The 25,848-nt window shown below is 67.8% G+C and carries 24 protein-coding genes, 1 pseudogene and 1 riboswitch; of the genes and pseudogenes, 12 read left to right on the plus strand and 13 right to left on the minus strand.

The genetic code is table 11. The features are described from left to right. Positions 1–226 precede the first annotated feature (226 nt). The 3 genes from PT85_RS11690 to ahcY form a co-directional block, all read right to left on the minus strand. Positions 227–2,074 carry a DEAD/DEAH box helicase gene (locus PT85_RS11690; RefSeq protein ID WP_039606718.1) on the minus strand — a complete coding sequence of 616 codons (1,848 nt, stop codon included), beginning with the start codon at positions 2,072–2,074 and terminating at the stop codon, positions 227–229. Between the two features lie 336 nt (positions 2,075–2,410). After that, complete coding sequence (metF, locus tag PT85_RS11695) at positions 2,411–3,256, minus strand: methylenetetrahydrofolate reductase [NAD(P)H] (protein ID WP_027588878.1); 846 nt, start codon at positions 3,254–3,256, stop codon at positions 2,411–2,413. A 104-nt stretch (positions 3,257–3,360) separates the two neighbouring features. Then, on the minus strand, positions 3,361–4,767 hold the full coding sequence (gene ahcY / locus PT85_RS11700; RefSeq protein ID WP_027588879.1) for an adenosylhomocysteinase: 1,407 nt from the start codon (positions 4,765–4,767) through the stop codon (positions 3,361–3,363). Positions 4,768–4,790: 23 nt separating this feature from the next. Next, positions 4,791–4,888: riboswitch (S-adenosyl-L-homocysteine riboswitch) on the minus strand. Between the two features lie 156 nt (positions 4,889–5,044). Here ahcY and PT85_RS11705 point away from each other — a divergent pair. Continuing rightward, on the plus strand, positions 5,045–5,533 hold the full coding sequence (locus PT85_RS11705; RefSeq protein WP_052237666.1) for a hypothetical protein: 489 nt from the start codon (positions 5,045–5,047) through the stop codon (positions 5,531–5,533). 38 nt (positions 5,534–5,571) lie between these two features. Further along, complete coding sequence (locus PT85_RS11710) at positions 5,572–6,021, plus strand: c-type cytochrome (RefSeq protein ID WP_027588881.1); 450 nt, start codon at positions 5,572–5,574, stop codon at positions 6,019–6,021. A gap of 104 nt (positions 6,022–6,125) precedes the next feature. On the opposite strand, the gene mdtD is transcribed toward PT85_RS11710, so the two are convergent. Continuing rightward, on the minus strand, positions 6,126–7,538 hold the full coding sequence (gene mdtD / locus PT85_RS11715; RefSeq protein ID WP_039606719.1) for a multidrug transporter subunit MdtD: 1,413 nt from the start codon (positions 7,536–7,538) through the stop codon (positions 6,126–6,128). A gap of 163 nt (positions 7,539–7,701) precedes the next feature. Between mdtD and PT85_RS18315 the strand changes: the two are divergent. The 3 genes and pseudogenes from PT85_RS18315 to PT85_RS11725 form a co-directional block, all read left to right on the plus strand. Next, a pseudogene (locus PT85_RS18315) lies at positions 7,702–8,469 on the plus strand (MCP four helix bundle domain-containing protein); the annotation flags it as partial. Continuing rightward, the gene (locus PT85_RS18320; RefSeq protein WP_330220466.1) at positions 8,467–9,333 is read left to right on the plus strand and encodes a methyl-accepting chemotaxis protein; all 867 of its coding nucleotides are present in this window, start codon (positions 8,467–8,469) and stop codon (positions 9,331–9,333) included. The pseudogene PT85_RS18315 and the gene PT85_RS18320, both read left to right, overlap by 3 nt. A gap of 127 nt (positions 9,334–9,460) precedes the next feature. Then, on the plus strand, positions 9,461–9,760 hold the full coding sequence (locus PT85_RS11725) for a hypothetical protein (protein ID WP_027588884.1): 300 nt from the start codon (positions 9,461–9,463) through the stop codon (positions 9,758–9,760). Between the two features lie 203 nt (positions 9,761–9,963). On the opposite strand, the gene ald is transcribed toward PT85_RS11725, so the two are convergent. From ald to PT85_RS11740, 3 genes are read right to left on the minus strand one after another with little or no spacing between them, the layout of a single operon-like run. Then, positions 9,964–11,085 (minus strand): alanine dehydrogenase, encoded by a 1,122-nt coding sequence (ald, locus tag PT85_RS11730; RefSeq protein ID WP_027588885.1) that lies wholly within the window; start codon positions 11,083–11,085, stop codon positions 9,964–9,966. Positions 11,086–11,091: 6 nt separating this feature from the next. Beyond that, complete coding sequence (locus PT85_RS11735) at positions 11,092–11,838, minus strand: slipin family protein (RefSeq protein WP_027588886.1); 747 nt, start codon at positions 11,836–11,838, stop codon at positions 11,092–11,094. Next, entirely contained in the window at positions 11,838–13,169 is a 1,332-nt protein-coding gene (locus PT85_RS11740; protein ID WP_039606721.1) for an NfeD family protein, read from the minus strand. Before PT85_RS11740 ends, PT85_RS11735 begins: the two co-directional genes overlap by 1 nt. A gap of 242 nt (positions 13,170–13,411) precedes the next feature. Between PT85_RS11740 and yccS the strand changes: the two genes are divergently transcribed. Then, entirely contained in the window at positions 13,412–15,607 is a 2,196-nt protein-coding gene (gene yccS, locus PT85_RS11745; protein WP_027588888.1) for a YccS family putative transporter, read from the plus strand. Positions 15,608–15,610: 3 nt separating this feature from the next. Here yccS and PT85_RS11750 read toward each other — a convergent pair whose 3' ends face one another. Continuing rightward, positions 15,611–15,844, minus strand: coding sequence for a hypothetical protein (locus tag PT85_RS11750; protein WP_037008330.1), 234 nt, complete (start codon positions 15,842–15,844; stop codon positions 15,611–15,613). Between the two features lie 251 nt (positions 15,845–16,095). On the opposite strand from PT85_RS11750, the gene ligB reads away from it, so the two are divergent. Then, entirely contained in the window at positions 16,096–17,784 is a 1,689-nt protein-coding gene (ligB, locus tag PT85_RS11755) for an NAD-dependent DNA ligase LigB (protein ID WP_039606722.1), read from the plus strand. Between the two features lie 102 nt (positions 17,785–17,886). Here ligB and PT85_RS11760 read toward each other — a convergent pair whose 3' ends face one another. The 3 genes from PT85_RS11760 to phoB form a co-directional block, all read right to left on the minus strand. Beyond that, positions 17,887–19,227 (minus strand): hemolysin family protein, encoded by a 1,341-nt coding sequence (locus tag PT85_RS11760; protein WP_039606723.1) that lies wholly within the window; start codon positions 19,225–19,227, stop codon positions 17,887–17,889. A 67-nt stretch (positions 19,228–19,294) separates the two neighbouring features. Then, positions 19,295–20,617: a phosphate regulon sensor histidine kinase PhoR gene (phoR, locus tag PT85_RS11765; RefSeq protein WP_039606724.1), complete on the minus strand. Its 1,323-nt coding sequence runs from the start codon at positions 20,615–20,617 to the stop codon at positions 19,295–19,297. Positions 20,618–20,619: 2 nt separating this feature from the next. Continuing rightward, complete coding sequence (phoB, locus tag PT85_RS11770; protein ID WP_027588892.1) at positions 20,620–21,309, minus strand: phosphate regulon transcriptional regulator PhoB; 690 nt, start codon at positions 21,307–21,309, stop codon at positions 20,620–20,622. A gap of 154 nt (positions 21,310–21,463) precedes the next feature. Between phoB and PT85_RS11775 the strand changes: the two genes are divergently transcribed. Continuing rightward, positions 21,464–21,835 carry a COG4315 family predicted lipoprotein gene (locus tag PT85_RS11775; RefSeq protein ID WP_039561272.1) on the plus strand — a complete coding sequence of 124 codons (372 nt, stop codon included), beginning with the start codon at positions 21,464–21,466 and terminating at the stop codon, positions 21,833–21,835. 113 nt (positions 21,836–21,948) lie between these two features. Here PT85_RS11775 and ubiA read toward each other — a convergent pair whose 3' ends face one another. Next, positions 21,949–22,839, minus strand: a complete 891-nt coding sequence (ubiA, locus tag PT85_RS11780; protein ID WP_039561275.1) for a 4-hydroxybenzoate octaprenyltransferase — start codon at positions 22,837–22,839, stop codon at positions 21,949–21,951. A 14-nt stretch (positions 22,840–22,853) separates the two neighbouring features. Next, the gene (locus PT85_RS11785) at positions 22,854–23,399 is read right to left on the minus strand and encodes a chorismate--pyruvate lyase family protein (protein WP_039606725.1); all 546 of its coding nucleotides are present in this window, start codon (positions 23,397–23,399) and stop codon (positions 22,854–22,856) included. 133 nt (positions 23,400–23,532) lie between these two features. Here PT85_RS11785 and PT85_RS11790 point away from each other — a divergent pair, with 133 nt between their 5' ends. From PT85_RS11790 to PT85_RS11805, 4 genes are all read left to right on the plus strand, one after another. Continuing rightward, positions 23,533–23,700: a rubredoxin gene (locus tag PT85_RS11790; RefSeq protein WP_027588896.1), complete on the plus strand. Its 168-nt coding sequence runs from the start codon at positions 23,533–23,535 to the stop codon at positions 23,698–23,700. Then, the gene (locus PT85_RS11795) at positions 23,700–24,854 is read left to right on the plus strand and encodes an NAD(P)/FAD-dependent oxidoreductase (protein ID WP_039606726.1); all 1,155 of its coding nucleotides are present in this window, start codon (positions 23,700–23,702) and stop codon (positions 24,852–24,854) included. Before PT85_RS11790 ends, PT85_RS11795 begins: the two co-directional genes overlap by 1 nt. Before the next feature lie 204 nt (positions 24,855–25,058). Beyond that, a complete protein-coding gene (locus tag PT85_RS11800; RefSeq protein WP_027588898.1) occupies positions 25,059–25,331 on the plus strand; it encodes an HU family DNA-binding protein in 273 nt (90 codons plus the stop codon). A 126-nt stretch (positions 25,332–25,457) separates the two neighbouring features. Further along, the gene (locus PT85_RS11805; protein WP_027588899.1) at positions 25,458–25,832 is read left to right on the plus strand and encodes a hypothetical protein; all 375 of its coding nucleotides are present in this window, start codon (positions 25,458–25,460) and stop codon (positions 25,830–25,832) included. The last annotated feature ends 16 nt before the right edge of the window (positions 25,833–25,848 follow it).

Here is a 25,848-nt window from a genome sequence, read left to right on the forward strand (position 1 = left end):
TCAACGCTGCACGTTGGCCACCACGGCGGCCGGAAAGAACGCCGACCGCCCTCCGGCTCTGAACAGCCCGCGGACACCTCCGCCCCCACCGAGCGGCAGCGCGCACCCTGTGGAGCGAATTCATTCGCGGGCTATTGGGGCGCCCGGCTAGGGGCGCCCGGCGAGGGGCGCCCAATATGCCACCTGAAAAACAAAGCCCCTGCGAGGCAGGGGCTTTTGTTCGAACTCAGCGGTTGCGGGTCAGCAACGCCGGCTTTTCACCGCGCGGCCGGCTGTCGGGCAACTCGTCCAGCTGTTCCAGGCTCGGCAGGCGCTCGCGGTGTTTGTGGATGATCACCGGTTGGCGCTCGGAACGGCGCGGCGTGGCCGACAACGGCGAGTCACTGCTGCCGCTGCTGCCATTGGGCGTCAACACGCGGCCGCTGCCCTGGGACTTGCCGCGTCCGCCGGCGCCGCCTTTCTTGCGATTCTGGCCGCCGGCCGGCTTGCCGCCTGCGTTCGCACCCGCACCGCCGCGCGCCGGACGGGGGTTCCCCCCCGCATTGGCCTGACCGCCACGCCGGCCACGGCCGTTCTGCGCCTGGCTGGCCGGGGGCACGTAGTCAACGCGGTTGCCGAAGTTGTCGATCTCGTCGTCGAGGAACTCCTCCGGATCACGTTCCGGCGGCAATGCCGGGCGAATGGCCGCGCCGGCCGCCTGCTGGGGCTTGCCGCGGCCCTGACCGCCACGGGTACGACGGCCCTTGCCTGCGCCTTCGGTGGACGACCGCTGTTCGCCGCCGCGCCCTTCCGCAGGCTTCTTGTCGCCAGCCGCGCGGGCCGGTTTCTTCTCGCCACGACCGCCGGATTTCTGCTCGTCGTTGCGGCGGCCACGGCCCTGTGGCTGGCGGGGTTCGCGCACTTCCGGCGCTTCCGCTTCCAGGCTGGCCAGGTCGAAGCCCATCAGATCGCCGTCGGGGATGCGCTGCTTGGTCATGCGCTCGATGCTCTTGAGCAGCTTTTCCTCGTCCGGCGCCACCAGCGAAATGGCTTCACCGCTGCGCCCGGCCCGGCCGGTGCGGCCGATGCGGTGCACATAGTCTTCCTCGACGTTGGGCAGCTCGTAGTTGACCACGTGGGGCAACTGATCGATGTCCAGGCCGCGGGCGGCGATGTCGGTGGCCACCATCACGCGAATGGTGTTGGCCTTGAAGTCGGCCAGCGCCTTGGTGCGCGCGTTCTGGCTCTTGTTGCCGTGGATCGCGGCGGCGGAAAGGCCGTGCTTTTCCAGGTACTCGGCCAGGCGGTTGGCGCCGTGCTTGGTGCGGGTGAACACCAGCACCTGCTCCCAGGCGCCCAGGGTGATCAGGTGCGCCAGCAGTGCGCGCTTGTGGGTCGCTGGCACGCGGTAGACACGCTGCTCGATGCGCTCAACGGTGGTGTTCGGCGGGGTGACCTCGATGCGCTCGGGATCGTGCAGCAGCTTGCCAGCCAGGTTGATGATGTCCTGGGAGAAGGTCGCCGAGAACAGCAGGTTCTGGCGCTTGGCCGGCAGGCGGGCGAGGACCTTCTTCACGTCATGGATGAAGCCCATGTCGAGCATGCGGTCGGCCTCGTCGAGGACGAGGATTTCCACATGGGAGAGGTCGACGGCGCCCTGGCCGACCAGGTCGAGCAGACGACCGGGGCAGGCCACCAGGACGTCCAGCCCCTTGGCCAGTGCCTGGACCTGGGGATTCATGCCCACCCCGCCGAACACGCAGGCGCTCTTGAGGGGCAGGTCACGGGCATACAGCTTGAAGCTGTCATGCACCTGGGCGGCCAGCTCGCGGGTCGGCGCCAGCACCAGCACGCGCGGCTGCTTGGCGGCGTGGCGGTGGGCCTTGTCCGGGTGGCCACCCGGGAACAGCAATTCGAGTACGGGCAGCGCGAAACCGCCGGTTTTGCCGGTGCCCGTCTGGGCGGCAACCATCAGGTCGCGGCCTTGCAACACGGCGGGAATGGCCCGCTGTTGCACCGGAGTGGGCTGGGCGTAGCCAGCGGCCTCGACGGCGCCGGCCAGTGCCTCGGAGAGACCGAGGGAAGCAAAGGACATGGGTGATCCTGTCTGTATGTGGGGCTAAGCCCGATGAAAAGGACGCCTGGCATGAATCGTCATGGGAGGGAGACGATCCCGACCGGTACTGCCGACGTGAAGAGAGTCGGGGTCCGGGCGCGAGCCGGGGCGGACCGGGGGAGTGTATACCAGCGTGGAAGGTTGTGGTGCCGTTTTTTCTGACCGGGTCCACAGGGTGCGGGTTCCGTGGGCGGTCGCGCGGTATTCAGCCGAAGGGCTGGATTGAGGGCCGCTATCGCGGCCGAAGCCTCTCCTACAGGTCCACGGGCCGGTGCAGGAGCGGCTTCAGCCGCGAAAACCACGCAGGGGTCAGGGTCAGCGCGGCAGCTTGAGGTTGTTCCAGATCGCCAGGCTCGGCTCGGCCTGGTTCAGAGCATAGAAGTGCAGGCCCGGCGCGCCGCCGGCCAGCAGTTTCTCGCACATTTCGGTCACCACCTGCTCGCCGAACGCCTGGATGCTGGCCACGTCATCGCCGTAGGCTTCCAGCTGCTTGCGCACCCAGCGCGGGATTTCCGCACCGCAGGCATCCGAGAAGCGCGCCAGGCTGGTGTAGTTGGTGATCGGCATGATGCCCGGCACGATCGGCAGATCAACACCCTGCTTCTGCGCGCGCTCGACGAAATGGAAGTAGCTGTCGGCGTTGAAGAAGTACTGGGTGATGGCACTGTCGGCACCGGCCTGGGCCTTGCGCACGAAGTTCTTCAGGTCGTCCTCGAAATTGCGCGCCTGCGGATGCATTTCCGGATAGGCGGCGATTTCGATATGGAAGTGGTCACCGGTCTCGGCGCGGATGAACTCCACCAGCTCGTTGGCGTAGCGCAGCTCGCCGCTGGCCAGGCCCATGCCGGACGGCAGGTCGCCGCGCAGGGCGACGATGCGGCGGATGCCGGCGTCCTTGTAGGTGTTGAGCAACGCACGCAGCTCGGCCTTGCTGTCGCCGACGCAGGACAGGTGGGGCGCGGTCGGCACGCCCACCTGGCGATCGAGGGTCAGCACGGTGTTCAGCGTGCCTTCGCGGGTCGAACCACCGGCGCCGTAGGTGCAGGAGAAGAAGTCCGGTCGGCACTCGGCCAGACGGCGGGCAGTTACCAGCAGTTTTTCATGCCCGACTTCGGTCTTCGGCGGGAAGAACTCGAAGCTGTAGCGGCGTTCCTGGGACATGGAAAGAATCCTTGAATGCGCAGGGTGGAAAACGCGCGCAGCGCTTTCCACCGCCTGGGAACGGCAGGTGGAAAAGGCCGTTGGCCGTTTTCCACCCTACGGGATCAGTAGCGGTAGGTATCCGGCTTGAACGGACCTTCCACGGTTACGCCGATGTACTCGGCCTGCTTCGGGGTCAGACGGGTGATGACGCCGCCGAAACCCTTCACCATCTCCAGCGCCACTTCCTCATCCAGCTTCTTGGGCAGCACTTCGACGGTCAGGCGCTGGGCCTTCTGGTCGGCCGGCAGGTTGGCGAACTTCTGCTCGTACAGGTGGATCTGGGCCAGCACCTGGTTGGCGAACGAACCGTCCATGATGCGGCTCGGGTGGCCGGTGGCGTTGCCCAGGTTCACCAGACGGCCTTCGGCCAGCAGGATCAGGTAGTCGTCGTTGGTCGGGTCGATGGCCTTGCCGGTGCGGTGGATCTTGTGCACCTGCGGCTTGACCTCTTCCCAGCCCCAGTTGGCGCGCATGAAGGCGGTGTCGATCTCGTTGTCGAAGTGACCGATGTTGCACACAACGGCGCGCTTCTTCAGGGCCTTGAGCATGCCGGCGTCGCAGACGTTGGTGTTGCCGGTGGTGGTGACGATCAGGTCGATCTTGCCCAGCAGCGCGGTGTCGATGCAGGCGTCGGTGCCGTCATTGATGCCGTTCTTGTAGGGGGAAACGAGCTCGAAGCCGTCCATGCAGGCCTGCATCGCGCAGATCGGGTCGACTTCCGAGACCTTGACGATCATGCCTTCCTGGCGCAGCGACTGGGCCGAGCCCTTGCCCACGTCGCCGTAGCCGATCACCAGCGCCTGCTTGCCCGACAGCAGGTGGTCGGTGCCGCGCTTGATGGCGTCGTTCAGGCTGTGGCGGCAACCGTACTTGTTGTCGTTCTTGCTCTTGGTCACCGAGTCGTTGACGTTGATCGCCGGGACTTTCAGGGTGCCGTTCTTGAGCATGTCCAGCAGACGGTGCACGCCGGTGGTGGTTTCCTCGGTGATGCCGTGGATCTTCTCCAGCATCTGCGGGTATTTCTTGTGCAGGATCTCGGTCAGGTCACCGCCGTCGTCCAGCACCATGTTGGCGTCCCACGGCTTGCCGTCCTTGAGGATGGTCTGCTCGATGCACCACTCGTACTCCTCCTCGGTCTCGCCCTTCCAGGCGAACACCGGGATGCCGGCGGCGGCGATGGCGGCGGCGGCCTGGTCCTGGGTGGAGAAGATGTTGCAGGACGACCAGCGCACTTCGGCGCCCAGGGCGATCAGCGTCTCGATCAGCACGCCGGTCTGGATGGTCATGTGGATGCAGCCGAGAATCTTGGCGCCCTTCAGCGGCTGGGAGGCGGCGTACTTGCGACGCAGGCCCATCAGGGCCGGCATCTCGGACTCGGCGATGATCAGTTCCTTGCGTCCCCAGTCGGCCAGGGAGATGTCGGCAACCTTGTAGTCGGTAAAGGTGGCAGGCGTCATGACAGCGCTCATTGAAGAGTTCTCCATTCGTAGTGTGCGAATGGGCGCCGTTGATGCGTTCGGATAAACGCCCCGGTCGAGCCTGACGGGCTGCTCCATGCAAGAGCAGCCCGCTGCAGCGCCCCTCGACCGGGTGGCGGGCACGACCGGAGCGGAGCCGGCCGTGAAAAAGTTGCCGGCGATTATAGCGGCAGCACGGCCTCGACCCAACCCCGGCTGGCCGCGCCGGCGAACTCGCCCCCGCGCGAAGGCTCGAAACAACGACCCCACCCTTCTGGAGGACGCCGCCATGCCCCGTCTGGCCCGGCTCGGCCTGTTGCTCGCCCCGCTCTATTGCGCGCCTGCCCTGGGCGCCGCCTGCTATGTAACGGAGGAAACCTCGGGGACCCTGCCGGATCCGGTGGTGCCTGCCAAGTGCTTCTATTTCGAAGGCATGGATGAAACCGATGCCATGCAGTGGACTTGCCGCGACAAGGACGACGTCAGCCAGACCCACCGCGAACTGCGCCAGCAGTGCCCGCCGCAACCCCAGGCGCGCTGCACGGCCCGCATGACGCCGGAAACCCTGGCCAACGAACAATCGTTCGGCCAGCGCGCCCCGGGAGAGGCCCTGCCCAGCACCCTGCCGGACGGCGCGCGGATCGTCACGCTCTACTACGAGGTCACCGACCAGGAGCAGGCGCGCATCGACTGCCAAACCCTCGGTGGCGACTGGGAACCGGCCCGGCAAAAGCCTGACATCATCCAGGGCTTTTCTTGCCCGGTGGGAGGGGGATAATCGCGGGCTGATTTTCCCAACCCCAAGGTTTCCCGATCATGACGTTGAAAGTTGTAGGCGTGGCGCTGCTCGCCGCCCTGGTGCTGTCCGGTTGCGAACGCATCGATCCGAATTCCCCGCTCGGCCAGCGCAAGGCCATCTTCAAGGACATGATGAAGACCAGCGAGGACCTCGGCGGCATGCTGCGCGGCCGGCTGGTATTCAACGAGGAAAAATTCGTCGCCGGCGCCGCCCACCTGGACACCATCAGCCGCCAGCCCTGGCAGCACTTCCCGCAGATCAAGGACAGCGACAAGACCTCGGCCCGCGACGATGTCTGGCAGCGCCAGGAACGCTTCGACGAACTGGCCCGCGCCCAGGAGGCCGCCACCGCCGCGCTGGTGGCCGCCACCGTAGCACGCCCGCTGGAGCCCAAGGCGCTGGCCGCGCCGATGCAGCGCGTGGAGGATGCCTGCGAGAGCTGCCATCAGGAATTCCGGGCGTACTGATCCGGTATCTTCGATGGCCCGGGCCGGCTGCGGCCGGCCAGGTGCACGCCGAACCCAGAAGCTCGCGAATGAATTCGCTCCCACCGGGCGATGCGGGACAGCCTTTAGTCCGGCGCCTGTACCCTCGGCGGTAGGTGGCCGCTGCTGCCGTCGCGCTTGCCCAGCTGCAGGAAGATCGCCGCGGCGAGCATCGACAGTCCGCCCAGGCACAGGAAGGTCAGCTGGAAGGCGCCGAGCACATCGCGCTGCGGCGTGCTGAAACCGCCCAGCAATGCCGCCGCCGAGGCCACGCCCAGCCCCATCGCCAGTTGCACCACCACCGCCAGCAGGCTGTTGCCGCTGCTGGTCTGCTGGTCCTGCAGGTCGATCAGCGCGATGGTGTTCATGGCGCTGAACTGCAGCGAGTTGCAGGCGCCGATCAGCGCCAGTTGTGCCAGCAGCAACGCCAGCGGCGTGTCCTCGCCGGTGACGCCCAGGCTGGCGATCAGTGCACCGAGCAGCAGGGTGTTACCCACCAGCAGGCAACGGTAGCCGAAACGATCTATCAGCCCCTTGGCCAACGGCTTGATGGCCATAGCGGCCAGCGCCAGCGGAATCATGCTCATGCCCGCTTCGGCCGGCGAGTACCCGAGCGCCACCTGCAGCAGCAGCGGCACCAGAAACGGCAGCGCGCCACTGCCCAGCCGGCCGAACAGATTGCCGAGAATGCCCACGGCGAAGCTGCGCGTGTTAAACAACGTCGGCGAGAACAGCGGTCGCTCGATGCGCCCGGCGCGCAGCCAGTAGGCGGCCAGGCAGGCCGCGCCACCGAACAGCAACAGCAGCACCCGCGCGGTGGGCATGCCCAGGTCGCCCAGGCCTTCCAGAGCGATGGTGATCTGCAGCATCGCCGCGCCGAACAGCAGGAAACCCAGGGTATCGAACTGGCTGCGCTGGGCGCCGCGCAGGTCGGGCATGAAACGCAGCGCAAACCAGGCGCCCAGCGCGCCCACCGGCAGGTTGATCAGGAAGATCCAGTGCCAGCTGGCGTACTCCACCAGCCAGCCGCCGAGGGTCGGCCCCAGCAACGGGCCGATCAGGCCGGGAATGGTCACCAGGCTCATCACCCGCACCAGCTCGCTGCGCGGGTAGGCGCGCAGCACCACCAGCCGCCCCACCGGCATCATCAAGGCGCCGCCCAGGGCCTGCACGATACGCGCACCGATCAACTGCGGCAGGCTCAACGACAGGGCGCACAGCAACGACCCGACGGAAAACAGCAGGATCGCGCTGAAGAAAATCCGCCGCGTGCCGAAACGATCGGCGATCCAGCCGGACGCCGGAATCAGCAGCGCCACGGTGAGCATGTAGGCGATCACCACGCCCTGCATGCGCAGCGGGTCCTCCGCCAGATCGGCGGCCATGGCCGGCAGCGCGGTGTTGAGGATGGTGCCGTCCAGGGTCTGCATGAAGAACGCCACCGCGACCAGCCAGGGCAGGATCCGGGCGGTGCGTTCGTCCAGCGGATGCGAAGTCATGGCGAGTTCCGGAAACGGGGGCGCCAGTTTAACGGATGCGCCCTGGCGATTGGCCGCCACTATTGACCGTCTAGTCACTCTCTACTGGCAATCAGCCAACAGTGCTGGCAGATTGCCGCGCACCGGCGCCCTGTGCGCCTCGAACACCCGCGTGAGGCCTCCAATGTTGTCCCGTCTCTCCATCCAGCGCACCCTCGCCCTCTCCTTCGGCGCCATTCTCGCCGCGCTGTTCGCCTTCAGCCTCTACCTGCAGGTCGGCATCAGCCGGGTAGGTGACCGGCTGGAAAGCCTGGTCGATCGCAACATCAGCCTGCTCGCCACCATTTCCCACCTGCGCTACAGCACCGTCACCTACCGGCGCTTCGCTCTGGACTACGGGCTGACCGTCAATCCTGCCGAGCACCGGGTCATCCTCGAGAAGGTCGAGGCCAACAACCGCGCCGTGGATCGCTACCTGCGTCAGATGGAAGCCCTGGCCAGCACCCCCGCCCTGAATCGCTTCATCCGTGACTTCAGCGCCGGCATGCAGGACTACCATCGCATGCAGGACAACTACATCGGCCTGATCGGCCAGGGGCGCATCGACGAGGCCCGCCGCACCATCCTCGGTCCGATGCTGGCGCCGTTCGACCGCCTGGTCGGCCTGCTGGCCGACCTGCAGACCGAGATCGTCAGCGAAGCCGAGCAGTTGAAGACCGAACAGCTGGCCGCGCTCCAGCGCCAGCAGCTGCTGCAGGCGGTGTTCGGTGTGCTGCTGCTGTTGTTCACCCTGACCATGGGCTGGCTGATCACCGGCAAGATCAAGCGTCCGCTGCAACTGCTCAGCGGCCAGATGCACCGCGTCGGCCAGGGCGATCTGAGCGAAGCGCTGCGCCTGCGCGAGTTCGACGAGGACGAGCTGGGTGCGCTGGCCCGCGATTTCCACGGCATGCAGCAGGGCATCGCCACGCTGGTCAGCGAAGTGCAGGTGCGTCTGAAGGAACTGGACCTGGCGACCGATCAGGTACTTGGCCTGTCGCGTGACGGCTCGCGGATCCTCGATGCCCAGCAGCACGACATCGGCCAGATCGCCTCGGCGATGAACCAGATGGAAGCCACCTTCCAGGAGATGGCGCGCACCACCACCCACGCCGCCGAGGTCGCCAGCCGGGCCAGCGGCCAGGCCCACAGCAGCGACCAGGTGGTCAGCGGGGCCATCGGCCAGCTGACCCAGGCCGCCGCCGAGATCGAGGAAGCCGGCCGCCTGGCCAGCGTCCTGCAGCAGGACAGCACGGCCATCGGCGCGATCTCCGACGTGATCAGCCAGATCGCCGATCAGACCAACCTGCTGGCGCTCAACGCGGCCATCGAGGCCGCCCGCGCCGGCGAGCAGGGCCGTGGCTTCGCGGTGGTGGCCGACGAGGTGCGCAACCTGGCCCGGCGCACCCAGGACTCCATCGGCGAAATCAACGGCATCATCACCCAGTTGCAGAACCGCAGTGCGCAGATCGGCGACAGCATGCAGCGCGGCCAGACCAGCATGCAGCAGAGCGTCGAGCAGGCCGGCGCGGCCGGGGGCTCGATGCGCGAGATCAGCCGATCGGTGGTGGAAATCTCCGATCTGAACATCCAGATCGCTACTGCCGTGGAACAGCAGAACCAGGTCACCCAGGAGTTGAACCGCAACCTGGAGAGCATCAACGGCAACTCCGAGAAAGTGGCGGCCAGCGCCCGCCGGGCCGGCGAAGCCGGCCAGCACCTGGAAGCGCTGACCGAGCGGCTGCGCGAGCTGGTCGGCCGCTTCCGCCTGAGCTGACCTTCGGCCCGCGAGCCCCCAAGGGTTATCCACAGCCCTTGCGGGCAGGCGGGTGCAGCGCAACGGAACTCTGCCGCCGCCCGGGCCTCACAGCTGCATCGGGTTTCTTTCGTACAGGAGTTTTTCGATGCGTATTCCGTCCCTGGCCCTGCTGTCCCTTTCCCTGCTCGCCAGCACCCCGCTGCTCGCGGCCAACTGGCCTGACGCCGCGCGGAAACAGTTCGTCGACGAGTGCGTGCGCAGCGCCGATGCCAACACGCCCCCGGCCAAGGCCCGCGCCTACTGCGAATGCTCGGCCGAGCGGGTCAGCAGCGAATTCAGCGACGCGGAGATCCGCCAGCTGCAAGGCCAGGCCAATCTGGACGACCGCACCCGCGAACGCCTCGGCCAGGCCGCCAGCCAGTGCCTGCATCATCTGAACCCCTGACGTGATCGGGCCCGACCCTGGTTGCCAGGCCGATGCTCCACCGGCCGGCGCAAAGCCGGCCCTACAGGATTCTGCACGCTCCGGGCTGTAGGAGCGAACTCAATCCCGAGCTTCTGGCGCGGCCGGCCAGGCGCCAGCGGGCATGGAAAGCTCGCGCACAAGTCCGCCCCCACAGGCCACTACCCGCACATCCTGCAACATCCCTACGACTGCGCCAGCACCTCTTCCGCCCGATGACAGGCCAACCCGTGCGCTTCGGCAACGCCGGGGTGCGTGACACAGCCGCGCGCCAGGTTCAGCCCATCGCGCAGCCGCGGATTTTCCTGCAGGGCGCGCTTGCAGCCCTTCTCGGCCAGCTCGATGACGAACGGCAGGGTGGCGTTGTTCAGCGCCAGGGTGGCGGTGCGCGCCACCGCGCCGGGCATGTTGCTGACGCAGTAGTGCACCACCTCGTCGACCACGTAGGTGGGCGCGTCATGGGTAGTGGGTCGCGAGGTTTGCGCGCAGCCGCCCTGGTCAATGGCCACGTCGACCAGCACCGAGCCCGGCAACATGCGGCGCACCAGGTCGGCATCGATCAGCTTGGGCGCTGCGGCGCCGGGTATCAGCACCGCGCCGATCACCAGATCGGCGCCCAGCACGCGTTTTTCCACCGCGTCGCGACTGGCGTACAGGGTGTGAATGCGATTGCCGTACTGGGCGTCCAGCCGGCGCAGCGCCTCGATACGGGTGTCCAACACACTGACATCGGCACCCAGGCCGACCGCCATCGCCAGCGCCTGGCTACCCACCACGCCGGCGCCGAGAATGGTCACCCGCCCCGCCGGCACGCCGGGCACGCCGCCGAGCAGTACGCCGCGCCCGCCCTGCGGCGTTTCCAGGCAATGGGCGCCGGCCTGGATGGCCATGCGCCCGGCCACCTCGGACATCGGCGCTAGCAGCGGCAGGCCGCCCTGCGCATCGCTGACCGTTTCGTAGGCGATGCACAGCGCGCCGCTGTTGAGCAGGTCCTCGGTCTGCTGGCGATCCGCGGCCAGGTGCAGGTAGGTGAACAGGCAGTGCTCGGGGGTCAGCCAGGCGCGCTCCTGGGCCTGTGGCTCCTTGACCTTGACGATCAGCTCGCAGGCACCGAACAGCGTGTCGGCATCGGCGACGATCAGCGCGCCGGCCGCCTGGTAGTCCGCATCACGAAAGCCGATGGCGCTGCCGGCCTGGCTCTGCACCAGCACCTTGTGGCCGCGGCCGACCAGCTCGGCCACGGCGGCCGGGGTCAGACCGACGCGGCTTTCCTGCGGCTTGATTTCCTTGGGTACGCCGATTTCCATGGACGGTCACTCCCGTCGAAACCCGCCGAGCAGATCGATCGGCAGGGGAAAAATGATCGTGGAGTTTTTGTCCACGGCGATCGAGCTCAGGGTCTGCATGTAGCGCAGCTGCATGGCGCCGGGCTGGCGGGCCAGCACCTCGGCGGCCTGCATGAGTTTTTCCGAGGCCTGCAATTCGCCCTCGGCGTGGATGACCTTGGCGCGCCGCTCCCGTTCGGCCTCGGCCTGTCGGGCGATGGCGCGCACCATGGATTCGTCCAGGTCGACGTGCTTGATCTCCACATTGGAGACCTTGATGCCCCAGGCGTCGGTCTGCGCATCGAGCACCTGCTGGATATCAGTGTTGAGCTGCTCGCGCTCGGCCAGCATGTCGTCCAGCTCGTGCTTGCCGAGTACCGAGCGCAGGGTGGTCTGTGCCAGCTGGCTGGTGGCGGCGTGGTAGTCCTCGACCTGGATGATCGCCTTCTGCGCATCCAGCACCCGGTAGTAGATGACGGCGTTGACCTTCACCGAGACGTTGTCGCGGGAGATCACGTCCTGGGTCGGCACATCCAGCACCAGGGTACGCAGGTCGACGCGCACCATCTGCTGCAGGCCGGGAATCACCAGGATCAGCCCCGGCCCCTTGACCTTCCAGAAGCGGCCTAGCTGGAACACCACGCCACGCTCGTACTCGCGCAGGATACGGAACGCCGACAACACCAACGCGACCAGCAGCATCAGCAACACGCCGAAGCTGAATGAATAACCCATCATGGTTCCACCTCCCGGTCGGGACTTACCCGCAACGTCAGACCGTCGCGCGCCAGCACCTGCACCCGTTGCCCGACCTGTAGCGGTTCGCCGCTGCGCACCTGCCAGCGCTCACCCTGCAGGCTCACCCAGCCTTGGCGAGGGTCGTTCTCCAGCGCGTCGACGCGCGCCAGACTGCCCACCAGCCCCGCGTCGCCGGCCACCTGGCGCTGCCGGCGGGCGCGCAGCGCCATGCCGAGGATCGCCAGCATTAACGCGGCACTGGCGGCCGCGGTGACCAGGATCACCGACAACGGGATACCAAAGCCGGGCACCTCGGTGTCGATGAGGATCAGCGCGCCGAACACGAACGCCGCGATGCCGCCGAAACCGAGCACGCCGAAGCTGGGCAGGAACGCCTCGGCGGCCATGCACACCAGCCCGAGCAGGATCAGCGCCACGCCGGCATAGTTCACCGGCAACAGCTGCAGGGCATAGAGGCCGAGGATCAGGCAGATGCCGCCCATCACTCCGCCGATGCCGGTGCCCGGGCTGGAGAACTCGAAGATCAGCCCGTAGATGCCGATCATCATCAGCACCAGCGCCACGCTGGGATTGGTGATCACGGAGAGGATGCGCGTCCGCCAGTCTGGCTGGTGCGCTTCCAGGGGCGCGCCCGCGGTAGCCAGGCTGCGCGGCCCGGCGGCGGCCTGCAGGGTCTTGCCGTCCAGCTGGGCCAGCAGACCCGGCAGATCGGTGGCCAGATAGTCGATCACCTTCAGCTTCAGGGCCTCCTCCGCGGCCAGGCTGACCGCCTCGCGCACCGCCTGCTCGGCCCATTCGGCGTTGCGCCCGCGCAACTGCGCCAGCCCACGGATGTAGGCGGCGGCGTCGTTGACCTGCTTGCGGGTCATGGCGTCGTCCGGCTTCTGTGCCTGCTCGCCTTCGGGAGACGGCTGTTGCGGCGGCCCGCCCGGCGCACCGCCCACCGCCACCGGGGTGGCCGCGCCCAGGTTGGTGCCCGGCGCCATGGCGGCCACATGACTGGCGTAGATGATGTAGGTGCCGGCGCTGGCGGCCCGCGCGCCGCTGGGCGCGACGTAGCTGGCCACCGGCACCGGGCTGGCGAGGATCGCCTTGATGATGTCGCGCATGGAGCTGTCCAGTCCGCCAGGCGTGTCGATGCGCAGCACCACCAGTTGCGCGCCCCGCTCGGCAGCGCGGGCCAGGCCACGTACCAGGTAGTCGGCGCTGGCCGGACCGATCACCCCCTCGACGCTCAGCACCCACACGGGTGCCGGGACGGCCTGGGCCAGCCCGGCGGACAGCACCAGCAACATGCCGAGCAGCATGCGTCGCACGGCAGTACCTCCTGGCAGGGATCGGTCTGCTCAGGATAGACGAGGGCCGCCAGGGGGCTGGCTCGCTGCCGCGAGGAAGGCGATCCTGCGGCGTGCCGCCTGGCTCCCCTCTCCCTGGATGGGAGAGGGGGCCAGCCCGTGGGGATCCACGCCCCAGCGCCCACCCATCAGCGGTGTCACGTCAGCGGCCAATTCGCTACTCTGGCCGCGTTCCCGTCGTAGCGGAGCCTTCGATGCCCTCGCCGTCCCTTCGTCATTCCCTGCAGCGCCTGTGGAGTACCGACACCCTCGCCTACAGCCTGCGCGTGTTCATCGCGCTGGCCGGCGCCATGCTGGTCGGCCTGCTGGAAGGCCGCCTGGATCTGGTGATCCCGCTGTTCCTCGGGGTGATCGCCAGCGCGCTGGCGGAAACCGACGACAACTGGCTGGGCCGCCTGCAGGCGGTGGCGGTGACGCTGCTGTGCTTCGCCGTGGCGGCCTTCTCGGTGCAGCTGCTGTTCCTGCATCCCTGGCTGTTCGTCAGCGGGCTGGCGGTCGCCACCTTCGCACTGACCATGCTCGGCGCGGTCGGCCCGCGCTACGCGACCCTCGGCTGGGCGACGCTGATCCTGGCCATCTACACCATGATCGGCGTGGAACAGCGCGGCGGAGTGCCCGGCAGCTTCTGGCACGAACCGCTGCTGCTGTTGGCCGGCGCGGCCTGGTACGGCGCGCTGTCGGTGCTGTGGGCGGCGCTGTTCGTGCACCAGCCGGTTCAGCAGGGCCTGGCGCGGCTGTTCGAGGAGCTGGGCCTGTACCTGAAGATCAAGAGCAGCCTGCTCGAGCCGCTGCGCCAGCTGGATGTCGAGGAGCGTCGCCTGGAACTGGCGCGGCAGAACGGGCGGGTGGTCAACGCGCTGAACCAGGCCAAGGAGATCCTGCTGCACCGCTTCGCCAACGGTCGGCCCTCGGCGCGCCTGAGCCGCTACCTGCGCCTGTACTTCACCGCCCAGGACATCCATGAACGGGCCAGCTCCTCGCACTACCCGTACAACGAGCTGGCCGAGGCGTTCTTTCACAGCGACGTCATGTTCCGCTGCCAGCGCCTGCTCAACCAACAGGGCAATGCCTGCCGCACCCTGGGTCGGGCCATCCGCCTGCGCGAACCCTTCGACCACGGCGAAAGCCGCGCCGCGCTGGACGACCTGCAGGCCTCGCTGGCGCATCTGCGCGAACAGAACCGGCCGGAGTGGCGCAAGCTGCTGCGTTCGGTGAACGCACTGGCCAACAACCTGGAAACCCTGGAGCGCAAGCTGGCCGGCGCCAGCAACCCGGATGCCCTGGCCGACGAGCAGGATCCCAGCCTGTTCGACCGCTCGCCGCGCAGCCTGCGCGAAGCGCTGCAGCGTATCCGCCTGCAGCTGACGCCCACCTCGCTGGTGTTCCGCCATGCCCTGCGGCTGTCCATCGCGCTGTGCGCCGGCTACGGCATCCTGCACTGGATCGATCCGACCCAGGGCTACTGGATCCTGCTCACCACCCTGTTCGTCTGCCAGCCGAACTACGGCGCAACCCGCACGCGGCTGGTGCAGCGCATCCTCGGCACGCTGATCGGCCTGGTGTGTGGCTGGGCGTTGATCAGCCTGTTCCCCCAGGCGCTGCTACAGGCGTTCCTGGCGGTGATTGCCGGCGTGCTGTTCTTCGCCACCCGCGCCAGCCGCTACACCGTCGCCACGGCCGCCATCACCCTGCTGGTGCTGCTCAGCTTCAACCAGATCGGCGATGGCTACGGGCTGATCTGGCCGCGGCTGTTCGACACCCTGCTCGGCAGCCTGATCGCCATTGTCGCGGTGTTCCTGATCCTGCCGGACTGGCAGGGCCGACGCCTCGACCGCCTGCTGGCCAGCACGCTGACCAGCCATGCCGAATACCTGCGCGAAATCCTCGCCCAGTACGTGAGCGGCAAGCGCGACGACCTGGCCTACCGGGTGGCGCGACGCAACGCACACAACGCCGACGCGGCGCTGTCCACCACGCTGTCCAACATGCTCATGGAACCGGGGCACTTTCGCCGGGACACCGAGCAGGGTTTCCGCTTCCTGGTGGTCACCCACACCCTGCTGGGCTATCTGTCGGCGCTGGGCGCCCACCGCGCGCCGCTGGGCACGGATCAGGACGCGACCCTGCTGGAGGAGGCCGGCGCGCGCATCGTCGCGGCGCTGGAGGAGATTGCGGGGGGGCTGACCGGCAATTCGGTGCTGGCCGTGCACAACGAGGAAGAGCAGGCCCTGGCCGAACAACTGGAGCAGTTGCCGGACAGCCTGGATGACAATCACCGCCTGGTGCAGACCCAGCTGGCGCTGATCTGCCGGCAACTGGCCCGCCTGCGCACGCTGGGCAGCCACCTGCTCAAACGCGAACAGGCGGCCAGCGTGCGCCAGGGCGGGTGAGGCTCAGTCCTGGGCGGGGTTGGTGTTCATGTCGCTTTCCTCCGGCACACCGCTGGGCGTGGTGGGCGGCGGAGTGGGCGTGGTGGGCGGCGCCGGCTCGGCCGGCGGCGGAACCGGCTGGACCGGCTCGTTGGTCTGCGGGGCCGGGGTGGTATCGATGCGATCCTCTTCATCGGGACCACAGCCCACCAGCACGACACCGAGCAGCGCCGGCAGAATGAGATGCGCAAGACGCATGGGTTTACCTCCATGAACCTGGGGCCGGACTAGACCAGCCGGATTTTTTGCGGAAACGGCCCCGTTCACTACCGGGCCACGCTTGTCTGACTGCGAACGGCCGCGAGAGTGCCCGAGCCGCTGTCTACAGGAGCCGCTTCGGCCGCAACCCACCACCGTGCCGATCCGGTCGCGGCTCAAACCCCTCCCACGGCGATCTGCCAACCGCTTGGCTATGCTCCCGGGCCGATCCCTCGCGCAAGGACGCACCCATGCCCTTCCTTCGCCCGCTGCTCGCGGCGCTCAGCCTGTGCATGCCGCTCGCCCAGGCCTGCCCCGACTGGTCCGTCGAACGCGCCAACGCCGAACTGCATCAGCTCGCCGACCAATTGGCGCAGTGGGACAGCGCCTATCACCGCGACGGTCGTTCACCCATTGCCGACGAGCTCTACGACCAGGCCAGCCAGCGCTTCGCCCGTTGGCGCGACTGCTTTCCGGAACAGGCGCCGCCCGCACCGCAGCCCCTGGCCGGGCTGGCTGGCCCCGTCGCCCACCCCGTGCCGCAGACCGGGTTAAGCAAGCTGGCGGACGATGAGATCGAGGGTTGGCTGGCCCGCCGCGAGGCAGTGTGGATTCAGCCCAAGGTGGATGGCGTGGCGGTCACCCTGGTGTACCGCGCCGGCCAGCTGGCACAGGCCATCAGCCGGGGCGACGGTCGGCATGGCCAGGACTGGACCCAGCGGGTACGCAAGCTGCCGGCCGTGCCGCAGCGCCTGCCGCAAGCGCTCGACGCCGTGCTGCACGGCGAGCTGTACTGGCGTGTGCCCGGTCATGTGCAGGCCGAACGCGGCGGCCAGGGCGCTCGGGCGCGGGTCGCCGGCCTGCTGGCCCGGCAGACGCTTGGCGCCGAGGAGGCTGCCGGCATCGGCCTTTTCGTCTGGGACTGGCCGGACGGCCCCGCCGATCCCGCGCAGCGACTGACCGGGCTGGAAAGCCTGGGATTCGCCGACAGCCCGGCCTTCAGCCATCGCGTCGCCGATACCGGCGAGGCGCGGCGCTGGCGGGAACACTGGTTCCGAAGCGACCTGCCCTTCGCCACCGATGGCGTGGTGTTGCGCCAGGCCGCACGCCCGCATGGCCAGCACTGGCAGGCGCAGCCGCCGAGCTGGGCGGCGGCCTGGAAATATCCAGCGCGCCAGGCGCTGGGCGAGGTGCGCGAGATCGAGTTCCGGATCGGGCGCAGTGGGCGCATCACGCCGCTGCTCCATCTGCAACCGACACGGCTGGATGACCGCAGCGTGCGCAAGGTCTCGGCCGGCTCGCTGTCGCGCTGGCGCTCGCTGGACATCCGACCCGGCGACCAGGTCGCCATCGGCCTGGCCGGCGGCAGCATCCCCCGGCTGGACAGCGTGGTCTGGCGCTCGCCGCTGCGGGAGGCGGTGGACGCGCCGGACATCACCGCCTACCACCCGCTGAGCTGCTGGCACCCGACGCCGGGCTGCGCAGGGCAGTTCCTGGCGCGCCTGGAATGGCTGTCGAGCCGGCAGGGGCTGGATCTGTCCGGGCTCGGCCCGGGCAGCTGGCGCGCGTTGCTGGAGGCCGGGCTCCTGGACCACGGACTGCTGGCCTGGATGCGCCTCGCACCCGGCGATCTTGCGCAGGTACCGGGCATACGGGCCAGGCCGTTACTGGAGGGCGCCGAACGGGCGCGCCGGCGCCCGCTCGAACGCTGGCTGATCGCACTCGGCATGCCGTCCGGCATTCAGCTGGCAGCGGAAGATGACTGGCGACGCCTGTCCAGCCGCTCGGAAGACGAGTGGCGGCGGCAAGCGGGACTGAGCGCGCAACGCGCCCGTCAGGCCCAGCGCTTTTTCCACCATCCCGCCGTGCAGGCGCTGGCGGCGCAGTTGGCGGAAGCCGGTGTCAGCGGGTTCGCCGCGAGATCACAGCCGCCCCGGTGAGCAAGGTGACCCGCGCTAACAGCTCGCGAATGAATTCGCTCCCACGGAATTGCGCCGGTGGGAGCGGACTTGCCCGCGAGCTGTTGGTGCATCCACAGGTACTCAGTCGCGCTTGACCACCTTGGCCAGCACTACCTTGGGTCCCTTCATCTTCTTGACGATGATGCGCAGGCCGGAGGTTTCCAGGGCTTCCTCCTCCTCGGGCATGCGGTTGAGGGTTTCGTAGATCAGCCCGGCCAGGGTGTCCGCCTCGATGTGGTCCAGGTCGACGCCCAGCAGGCGCTCGATCTTGAACAGCGGGGTATCGCCGCGCACCAGCAGCTTGCCCGGCTGGTAGGCCAGCACGCCACGCTCGGCCTTGCGGTGTTCGTCCTGGATGTCGCCGACCAGGGCTTCCAGCACGTCCTCCATGGTCAGGTAGCCGATCACCTTGCCGTCGGCTTCCTCCACCAGGGCGAAGTGCACGCCGCCCTTGCGGAACTCCTCCAGCAGGGTGGTCAGCGGCATGTGCCGGGAGATGCGCTCCACCGGGCGGATCACCTCGTCCAGGTCCAGCTGCTGCGGCAGCTCGCCGAGGCGGGCCAGTTCCAGCAGCAGGTCCTTGATGTGCACCAGGCCGATGAACTCGCCGCTGGCCTCGTCGTACACCGGGTAGCGGCTGTACTTGTGGCGACGCAGGGTGCCGAACAGCTCCTCAAGCGGCGCGTTGCGCTTGATGTACACCAGGTCCTCGCGGGAGTTGGCCCAGTCGGCCACCTCCAGCTCGCCCATCTCCACCGCCGAAGCCAGCACGCGGATGTCCTGGTCGCTGGGGTCGTGAGCGCGACTGGAATGCAGGATCAGCTTCAGCTCGTCGCGGCTGTAGTGATGTTCGTGGTGCGGCCCCGGCTCGCCCTGGCCGGCGAAGCGCAGGATGGCGTTGGCGCTGGCGTTGAGCAGAAAGATCGCCGGGTACATGGCCCAGTAGAACAGGTACAGCGGCACCGCCGTCCACAGCGACAGCAGCTCCGGCTTGCGGATGGCCCAGGACTTGGGCGCCAGCTCGCCGACCACGATGTGCAGGTAGGAAATGATGAAGAAGGCGACCGCGAAGGCGGCGCCATGGATGACCACCGGGTTGGTCACGCCGAGGGCGGCGAACAGCGGTTCGAGCAGGTGCGCGAAGGCCGGCTCGCCGACCCAGCCCAGGCCCAGCGAGGCCAGGGTGATGCCCAGCTGGCAGGCCGACAGGTAGGCGTCGAGCTGGCGGTGCACGGTGCGCAGGATGTGTCCGCGCCAGCCATGCTGGCTGGCGATGGCCTCCACCTTGGTCGAGCGCAGCTTGACCATGGCGAATTCGGCGGCCACGAAGAAACCGTTGAGCAGAACGAGGAAGAAGGCGAACAGGACAAGGCCGAAATCGGCGAAGTAGGTGGAAATGCTGAGACTAGGGGAAGGGTCCATGGTGGTTCGGGTTGGCCAATGACTCGCGCAAGATGGCTATTCAGACGGGCTTTTTCAAGCCCGACGGTCAATCGGAGGCGCTTTGCGCCGTGTCGCGCACCCGCTGGGTCAGCGGAAAATGGCAGGTGAAGGTGCTGCCCTTGCCGGGCTGGCTGACGATTTCCAGTCGCCCGCGATGGCGCAGTAGCACATGCTTGACGATGGCCAGGCCGAGCCCGGTACCGCCGGTGTCGGCGGCACGGCTGGCGTCCACCCGGTAGAAGCGCTCGGTGAGGCGCGGGAGGTGCTTGGCTTCGATGCCAATGCCACTGTCGCGCACCTCCAGGTGCGCGCCCTGCTCGTCGCTCCACCACCGAACATGGATCTCACCGCCAGCCGGCGTGTACTTCACCGCGTTGAACACCAGGTTGGAGAAGGCGCTGCGCAGTTCGCTGTCGCAGCCCTTGAGCAGCAGGCCGGCCTCGGCCTCCAGGGAGATGCGGTGACCGCGCGTGCCGGACAGCGCCACGGCATCGGTGCGGATCGTCTGCAACAGGCGCTCGACCGCCACCGGCTGGTTCTCGGCCGGGTAATCGGTGGCCTCCAGACGCGCCAGCAGCAGCAGGTCGTCCAGCAGGTGCGACATGCGCGTGGCCTGCTGCTGCATCTGCTGCATGGGGCGCAGCCAGCGCGGCGCCAGGGTGTCGGCATGATCGAGCAGGGTTTCCAGGTAGCCGCTGATCACCGTCAGCGGCGTGCGCAGTTCGTGGGAGACGTTGGCCACGAAGTCCTTGCGCATCTGCTCCAGCTGCTGCATGCGCGTCACGTCGCGCACCACCATCAGGTGCTCGCGCTGGCCATACAGGGTGATGAAGATCTGCAGGTGCAGATTCGGGTCCACCGGCGAACGCAGACTCAGCGGCTCGGCGAACTCCTTGCGTTCAAAGTACTCCTTGAAGCGCGGGTGGCGCACCAGGTTGATCACCGGCTGGCCACTGTCCTGCGGACTCTTGAGGCCAAGCAGGCGGCTGCCGGCCGGGTTCCACCATTCCAGGTTGCCATCGCTGTCGAGCATCACCACCGCATCCTGCAGGGCGGTGGTGGACTGCTGGGCACGATCGATCACCGCCTGCAGCCGCTCGCGGGCCTCGCGGTTGCGGCGTTGCAGCAGGTAGATGCGGTCGTAGAGCGCTTCCCACAGGCCGCGCGCCTCGGGCACCTCGTCGCGGGGATTGGCGTTTTCCAGCCAGCGCTGCAGACGCAGCAGGTCACGCAGCACCCAGGCCAGATAGGCGGCCAGGCACAGCGCCAGGCTCCAACCCCAGGCGCCGCTGATCAGGCCGAGCAACAGGGTCGCCGCCAGCAGCAGCAGGCCGTGGCGCAACAGCACAGCGGCAGGATTGGCTTTCACATTCAGGCTCGGGTGGAGAAACGGTAGCCGGTGCCGCGCACCGTCTGGACCAGCGACTCGTAGTCGCTGCCCAGCGCCTTGCGCAGCCGGCGGATATGCACGTCGACGGTACGCTCTTCCACATACACATTGCCACCCCAGACCTGGTCCAGCAGTTGGCCACGGGTATAGGCGCGCTCCTGGTGGGTCATGAAGAACTGCAGCAGGCGGTACTCGGTGGGTCCCATCTCGGCCGCGCGACCATCGATGGTCACCCGGTGGCTGACCGGGTCCAGGCGCAGGCCGCCCACCTCGATAGGCGTCTCGTCGTCATCCGCGCCGGTGCGACGCAGCACGGCCTTCAGGCGCGCCACCAGCTCGCGGGGCGAGAACGGCTTGGTGATGTAGTCGTCGGCGCCGACCTCCAGGCCCTGCACCTTGTTGTCCTCTTCGCCCTTGGCGGTGAGCATGATGATCGGCGTGGCGGCGGTCAGCTCGTCGCGCTTCAGGCGCCGCGCCAGTTCGATGCCCGAGGTCCCGGGCAGCATCCAGTCGAGCAGGATCAGGTCCGGCTTGCGATCGACGATCAGGCTGTGCGCCTGCTGGCTGTCGGCCGCTTCCAGACACTGGTAGCCGGCCATCTCCAGCGCCACCGCGATCATCTCGCGGATCGGCGCCTCGTCATCGACGATCAGAATGGTCTTGCCTGCCATGGTTTCCCTATGCGATTCCGGTCAATGCCGGGCATTAGATAACGGAATTGTTGCAGCGGTGTGACAGTTGAGTGGCGCGCCGTGCGTCGGACGCTCCCGGCAAACAGCCGTCGCAGGCACTCCAACCGGATGAATATCGCGAGGGGTACCTGCCATGAAAATGCCGATCCCGTTATTCAGCGCTGTCGTCGCACTGACGCTGCTTTCCGGCCTGGCCCACGCCCAGGCGCCTGCCTCGGTCCAGGATGATCGCCTGGTCGACCCGCAGGGCATGACGCTCTACACCTACGGAAAGGACAGCGAGGGGCAGTCCAACTGCACCGAGCAATGCGCGGACATCTGGCCACCGCTGATCGCCGCGGAAGGCGCACAGCCGAGCGGCAAATGGAGCCTGGTCACCCGCCAGGATGGCACGATGCAATGGGCCTACGACGGCAAGCCGCTGTACACCTACGCCAAGGACAAGCAGCCCGGCGACACCACCGGCGACACGCTGATGGGCGTCTGGCATGTGGCCAAGCCGTAGGCCGTCGTGAAACGCCTGTGGGAGCGGAGCGGACTTGTCCCCCAGCTGCGGTGGCGCCGGCGCAAAAGCATCGCCTGAAGCCCCTCCCGCAGGCTCCCGGGCCATGGGAGGCGCTAGCGCAGCAGGTAATCCACCACCACGCCGAGGAAGATCGCCAGCCCGGCCCAGTGGTTGTGCAGGAAGGCCTGGAAACACACCAGCGGCTCACGGTTGCGGGTGCGCCAGAACTCCCAGAGGAAGCAGGCCAGCGCCACGCCCAGGCCGAGGTGGAAATACAGGCCGAGCCCGAAACGCGCGCCGGCCAGCAGCAGGAACACTAGCGACAGGCACTGCAGGGTGAAGATGATCAGCCGGTCAGCCTCGCCGAACAGGATGGCGGTCGAGCGCACGCCGATCTTCAGGTCGTCCTCGCGGTCGGCCATGGCGTAGTAGGTGTCGTAGCCGACGGTCCACACCACGTTGGCGATGAACAGCACCCAGGCCTCCGGCGGCAGCACGCCGCGCTCGGCGGTGAAGCACATGAGGATGCCCCAGGAGTACGCGGCGCCGAGCACCACCTGCGGGTAGTAGGTGTAGCGCTTCATGAACGGGTACAGCGCGGCCACCGCCAGGGCGCCGAACGACAGCCACACGGTGACGGCGTTGGTCAACAGCACCAGGCCGAAACTCAGCGCCACCAGCACGGCGAACAGCAGCCAGGCTTCCTTTACCCGCACCTTGCCGGTGGCCAGCGGCCGGGTACGGGTGCGTGCCACATGGCCGTCGAAGTTGCGGTCGGCGAAGTCGTTGATCACGCAGCCGGCCGAGCGCATGAGGATCACGCCCAAGGTGAAGATGGCCACGTGGGCGACACTCGGCGCACCCTCGCCGGCGATCCACAGCGCCGCCAGGGTCGGCCAGAGCAGCAGGTAGATGCCGATCGGCTTGTCCAGGCGCATCAGCTGGACGAAGTCCCAGGCGCGGGGATGCAGGCGATTGAACGATTGCAGCAGCTGCGTGTACATGGGTTCTCCGGTGACTAGGGGTTGCCGTCGGCGGCGCGTACCGCCCGCCAGTGCGGCGGCAGGAAGATCTCGGCGACCAGCACGCCGACCGAACCGCGCTGGAAGCAGGAGCGCCGCGCCCAGAGTCCGGCCTGAGCCGCCTCGGCGGGCAGCCAGGCGGGCGGGTAGTGGCAGATCTCGAAGGGGCTGCGCCCGAAGGCCTTGTCGCTGAACAGCAGATGGCCCAGCGGGCGCTTGCCCAGGTGCTGCAGGTCCAGCTCCAGCGCCTGCAGTGCCTCGCGGCTGGCCACGCTGCGGGCGAACACCCAGGGCTCGCCGTGCCCGCAAAGATAGACCTCGCGCAGCCACCCGGTGCTGCCGGGCGCCAGGCCCAGCACGGCGCATTCGTCGTCGCGCAACCCGTGCCAGCCTTCCAGCAGCGGGCGCACGGAAAAATCACCCCCGGCGAGGGTGGTCAAGCGCAGGGTCAGGGAGCCCGGCTCGAACAGCCAGTCCCGCACGCTGGCATCGAGCGGGGCGGCCAGGTGATCGGCGGTCAGCCAGGGAGAAAGGTCGGACACGATGGAATCGGCAGTTGGGGTACGAAGGCCGGCAGTCTACCGCACCCTACCAAGGAAAGGGTCCGCCACCCTTGGCGCATCGCGGTGCTTGGGATAGCGTGCCGGTTCGTGGCAACCCAGCGAGACAATGCAGATGAAGACCTGGCAATGCGCGGTATGCGGACTGATCTATGACGAAGCCAAGGGCTGGCCCGAAGACGGCATCGCCCCCGGCACCCCCTGGGCACAGGTGCCCGAGGATTGGGTCTGCCCCGACTGCGGGGTCAGCAAGAGCGACTTCGTGATGATGGAAGTGGCCTGATGGCGCAACCCAAACCCGTGGTGATCGTCGGCACCGGGCTGGCCGGCTACGGCCTGGCCCGGGAGTTTCGCAAGCTCGATGTGCAGACCCCGCTGCTGCTGATCAGCGCCGACGACGGCCGTTCCTATTCCAAGCCGATGCTCTCCACCGCCTTCGCCAAGGGCCAGGATGCCGAGGCGCTGGTGATGGCCGAACCGGGCGCGCTGGCCGAGCAGTTGCATGCCGAGATCCGCACCCACACCCGAGTGACCGCCATCGACCCGCAGGCCCGCCGCCTGTGGCTGGATGCCGAGCCCGTCGACTACCGCGACCTGGTGCTGGCGCTGGGTGCCGAGTGCGTGCGGGTACCGGTGGATGGCGATGCCACCGGGCGCATTCTCACCGTCAACGACCTGGAGGACTACGCACGCTTTCGCGCCGCGCTGGAGGGCAAGCGCAAGGTGCTGATCCTCGGCGCCGGACTGATCGGCTGCGAGTTCGCCAACGACCTGCGCCTGGGTGGTTACCAGGTGGGCCTGGTCGGTCTGTCCGAGCAACCGATGCCGGAACTGCTGCAACCGGCGCTGGGCGACGCCCTGAGCGATGCGCTGCGGCAGCTCGGCGTGGGCCTGTATCTGGGCCGCACGCTGGCCAGCCTGAACCAGGCCGGCGACGGCCTGCAGGCGCTGCTGTCCGACGGGACGCGCCTGGACTGCGACCTGGTGCTTTCGGCGATAGGCCTGCGCCCGCGCACCGCGCTGGCTCAGGCGGCAGGCCTGGCCACTGGGCGCGGCATCCGTGTCGACCGGCAGCTGCGCAGCTCCGCACCGCACATCTATGCGCTGGGCGATTGCGCCGAGGTCGAAGGCCTCAACCTGCTTTACGTGATGCCGCTGATGGCCGGCGCTCGCGCCCTGGCCCGCACGCTGGCGGGCGAGCCGAGCGAGGTGCGCTACGGCCCCATGCCGGTGACGGTCAAGACCCCGGCTTGTCCGCTGGTGGTGGCGCCGCCGCCCCCGGGCCGCACCGGCGAGTGGCAACTGGAGGGCGAGGGCCTCGACTGGCGCGCGCTGTGTCGCGATGCCGACGGCACCCTGCTGGGTTACGGCCTGAGTGGAGAGGCCGTGCAGGGGCGTCTGGCACTCAACCGGGAACTGCCGTCGCTGCTCGATTGAGGCGCGCCGCACGACGTTCCGTCGGTTCTGGGCAGCGGTTGGCACCTCAGGCGACGTTCGAGGACTGGCGTGGCCCGTGGGCACATGCCATCCTCGAAGTGACTGCCGCGGGCTAGAGCCCCCGCAGCACGGGGCGCTGTTCACCCGAACAGCACGGACACAACAACAAGAACAACAATGACACCGTCGAAGAGGCATCACTTTATGCGCAAACCGGAACTCGCCGCCGCCATCGCGGACAAGGCCGATCTCACCCGCGAGCAGGCCAATCGTGTGCTCAACGCCGTCCTGGAAGAAATCACCGATGCGCTGAACCGCAAGGAAAGCGTCACCCTGGTCGGCTTTGGCACCTTTGTGCAACGCCACCGGGGCGCCCGCACCGGCAAGAATCCGCAAACCGGTGAACCCGTGAAGATCAAGGCAAGCAACACCGTGGCGTTCAAACCCGGAAAGTCGCTACGCGACGCCATCAACTGATCGCTACACGGCCCGCCTGCCTGGCGGGCCGTTGTTTGCATTTTTCTACACAAGTTCGGCTGCTGGGGCGTTATTTGGCCGCTAGAATCGCGCGCTTAACAACAATTACCCCCTTTCGAGGCCGCGATGAAATTTCGTTTTCTACTCTGGATGCTGGGCCGCCTGATGAACAAGGCCAGCCACACCAACCCCGAGTTCCAGCAGCAGCTGGCCGAGAAGGACCTGGTGTTCCAGTTGCACACCCTGGATGGCCGGGTGGCCCGCCATTTCATCGTCAAGGATCAGCGGATCACCAGCAAACGCGGACCCGCCACTCAGCCGGCCTTCGCCCTGGGCTTTCGTGACGCGGCCTACGGCTTTGCCACCCTCACCGCCAAGAACAAGCAGCTGGCCTTCATGAAGGGCATCCAGGACAAGGACATCCAGATCCAGGGCAATCCGATGCTGGTGATGTGGTTCCAGGGGCTGACCAAGTACCTGAAGCCGAAGAAGAAGGCCTGATCCCGACACTGGCCGG

It is taken from the genome of Pseudomonas flexibilis (genome assembly GCF_000806415.1).
GTDB lineage: Bacteria > Pseudomonadota > Gammaproteobacteria > Pseudomonadales > Pseudomonadaceae > Serpens > Serpens flexibilis.

Bases quoted from the DNA above. Each gene is read 5' to 3' on its own strand.
- PT85_RS11690 (WP_039606718.1), bottom strand. From the start codon at position 2,074: ATGTCCTTTGCTTCCCTCGGTCTCTCCGAGGCACTGGCCGGCGCCGTC.
- metF (WP_027588878.1), bottom strand. From the start codon at position 3,256: ATGTCCCAGGAACGCCGCTACAGCTTCGAGTTCTTCCCGCCGAAGACC.
- ahcY (WP_027588879.1), bottom strand. From the start codon at position 4,767: ATGAGCGCTGTCATGACGCCTGCCACCTTTACCGACTACAAGGTTGCC.
- PT85_RS11705 (WP_052237666.1), top strand. From the start codon at position 5,045: ATGCCCCGTCTGGCCCGGCTCGGCCTGTTGCTCGCCCCGCTCTATTGC.
- PT85_RS11710 (WP_027588881.1), top strand. From the start codon at position 5,572: ATGACGTTGAAAGTTGTAGGCGTGGCGCTGCTCGCCGCCCTGGTGCTG.
- mdtD (WP_039606719.1), bottom strand. From the start codon at position 7,538: ATGACTTCGCATCCGCTGGACGAACGCACCGCCCGGATCCTGCCCTGG.
- PT85_RS18320 (WP_330220466.1), top strand. From the start codon at position 8,467: ATGCAGCAGGGCATCGCCACGCTGGTCAGCGAAGTGCAGGTGCGTCTG.
- PT85_RS11725 (WP_027588884.1), top strand. From the start codon at position 9,461: ATGCGTATTCCGTCCCTGGCCCTGCTGTCCCTTTCCCTGCTCGCCAGC.
- ald (WP_027588885.1), bottom strand. From the start codon at position 11,085: ATGGAAATCGGCGTACCCAAGGAAATCAAGCCGCAGGAAAGCCGCGTC.
- PT85_RS11735 (WP_027588886.1), bottom strand. From the start codon at position 11,838: ATGGGTTATTCATTCAGCTTCGGCGTGTTGCTGATGCTGCTGGTCGCG.
- PT85_RS11740 (WP_039606721.1), bottom strand. From the start codon at position 13,169: ATGCTGCTCGGCATGTTGCTGGTGCTGTCCGCCGGGCTGGCCCAGGCC.
- yccS (WP_027588888.1), top strand. From the start codon at position 13,412: ATGCCCTCGCCGTCCCTTCGTCATTCCCTGCAGCGCCTGTGGAGTACC.
- PT85_RS11750 (WP_037008330.1), bottom strand. From the start codon at position 15,844: ATGCGTCTTGCGCATCTCATTCTGCCGGCGCTGCTCGGTGTCGTGCTG.
- ligB (WP_039606722.1), top strand. From the start codon at position 16,096: ATGCCCTTCCTTCGCCCGCTGCTCGCGGCGCTCAGCCTGTGCATGCCG.
- PT85_RS11760 (WP_039606723.1), bottom strand. From the start codon at position 19,227: ATGGACCCTTCCCCTAGTCTCAGCATTTCCACCTACTTCGCCGATTTC.
- phoB (WP_027588892.1), bottom strand. From the start codon at position 21,309: ATGGCAGGCAAGACCATTCTGATCGTCGATGACGAGGCGCCGATCCGC.
- PT85_RS11775 (WP_039561272.1), top strand. From the start codon at position 21,464: ATGAAAATGCCGATCCCGTTATTCAGCGCTGTCGTCGCACTGACGCTG.
- ubiA (WP_039561275.1), bottom strand. From the start codon at position 22,839: ATGTACACGCAGCTGCTGCAATCGTTCAATCGCCTGCATCCCCGCGCC.
- PT85_RS11790 (WP_027588896.1), top strand. From the start codon at position 23,533: ATGAAGACCTGGCAATGCGCGGTATGCGGACTGATCTATGACGAAGCC.
- PT85_RS11795 (WP_039606726.1), top strand. From the start codon at position 23,700: ATGGCGCAACCCAAACCCGTGGTGATCGTCGGCACCGGGCTGGCCGGC.
- PT85_RS11800 (WP_027588898.1), top strand. From the start codon at position 25,059: ATGCGCAAACCGGAACTCGCCGCCGCCATCGCGGACAAGGCCGATCTC.
- PT85_RS11805 (WP_027588899.1), top strand. From the start codon at position 25,458: ATGAAATTTCGTTTTCTACTCTGGATGCTGGGCCGCCTGATGAACAAG.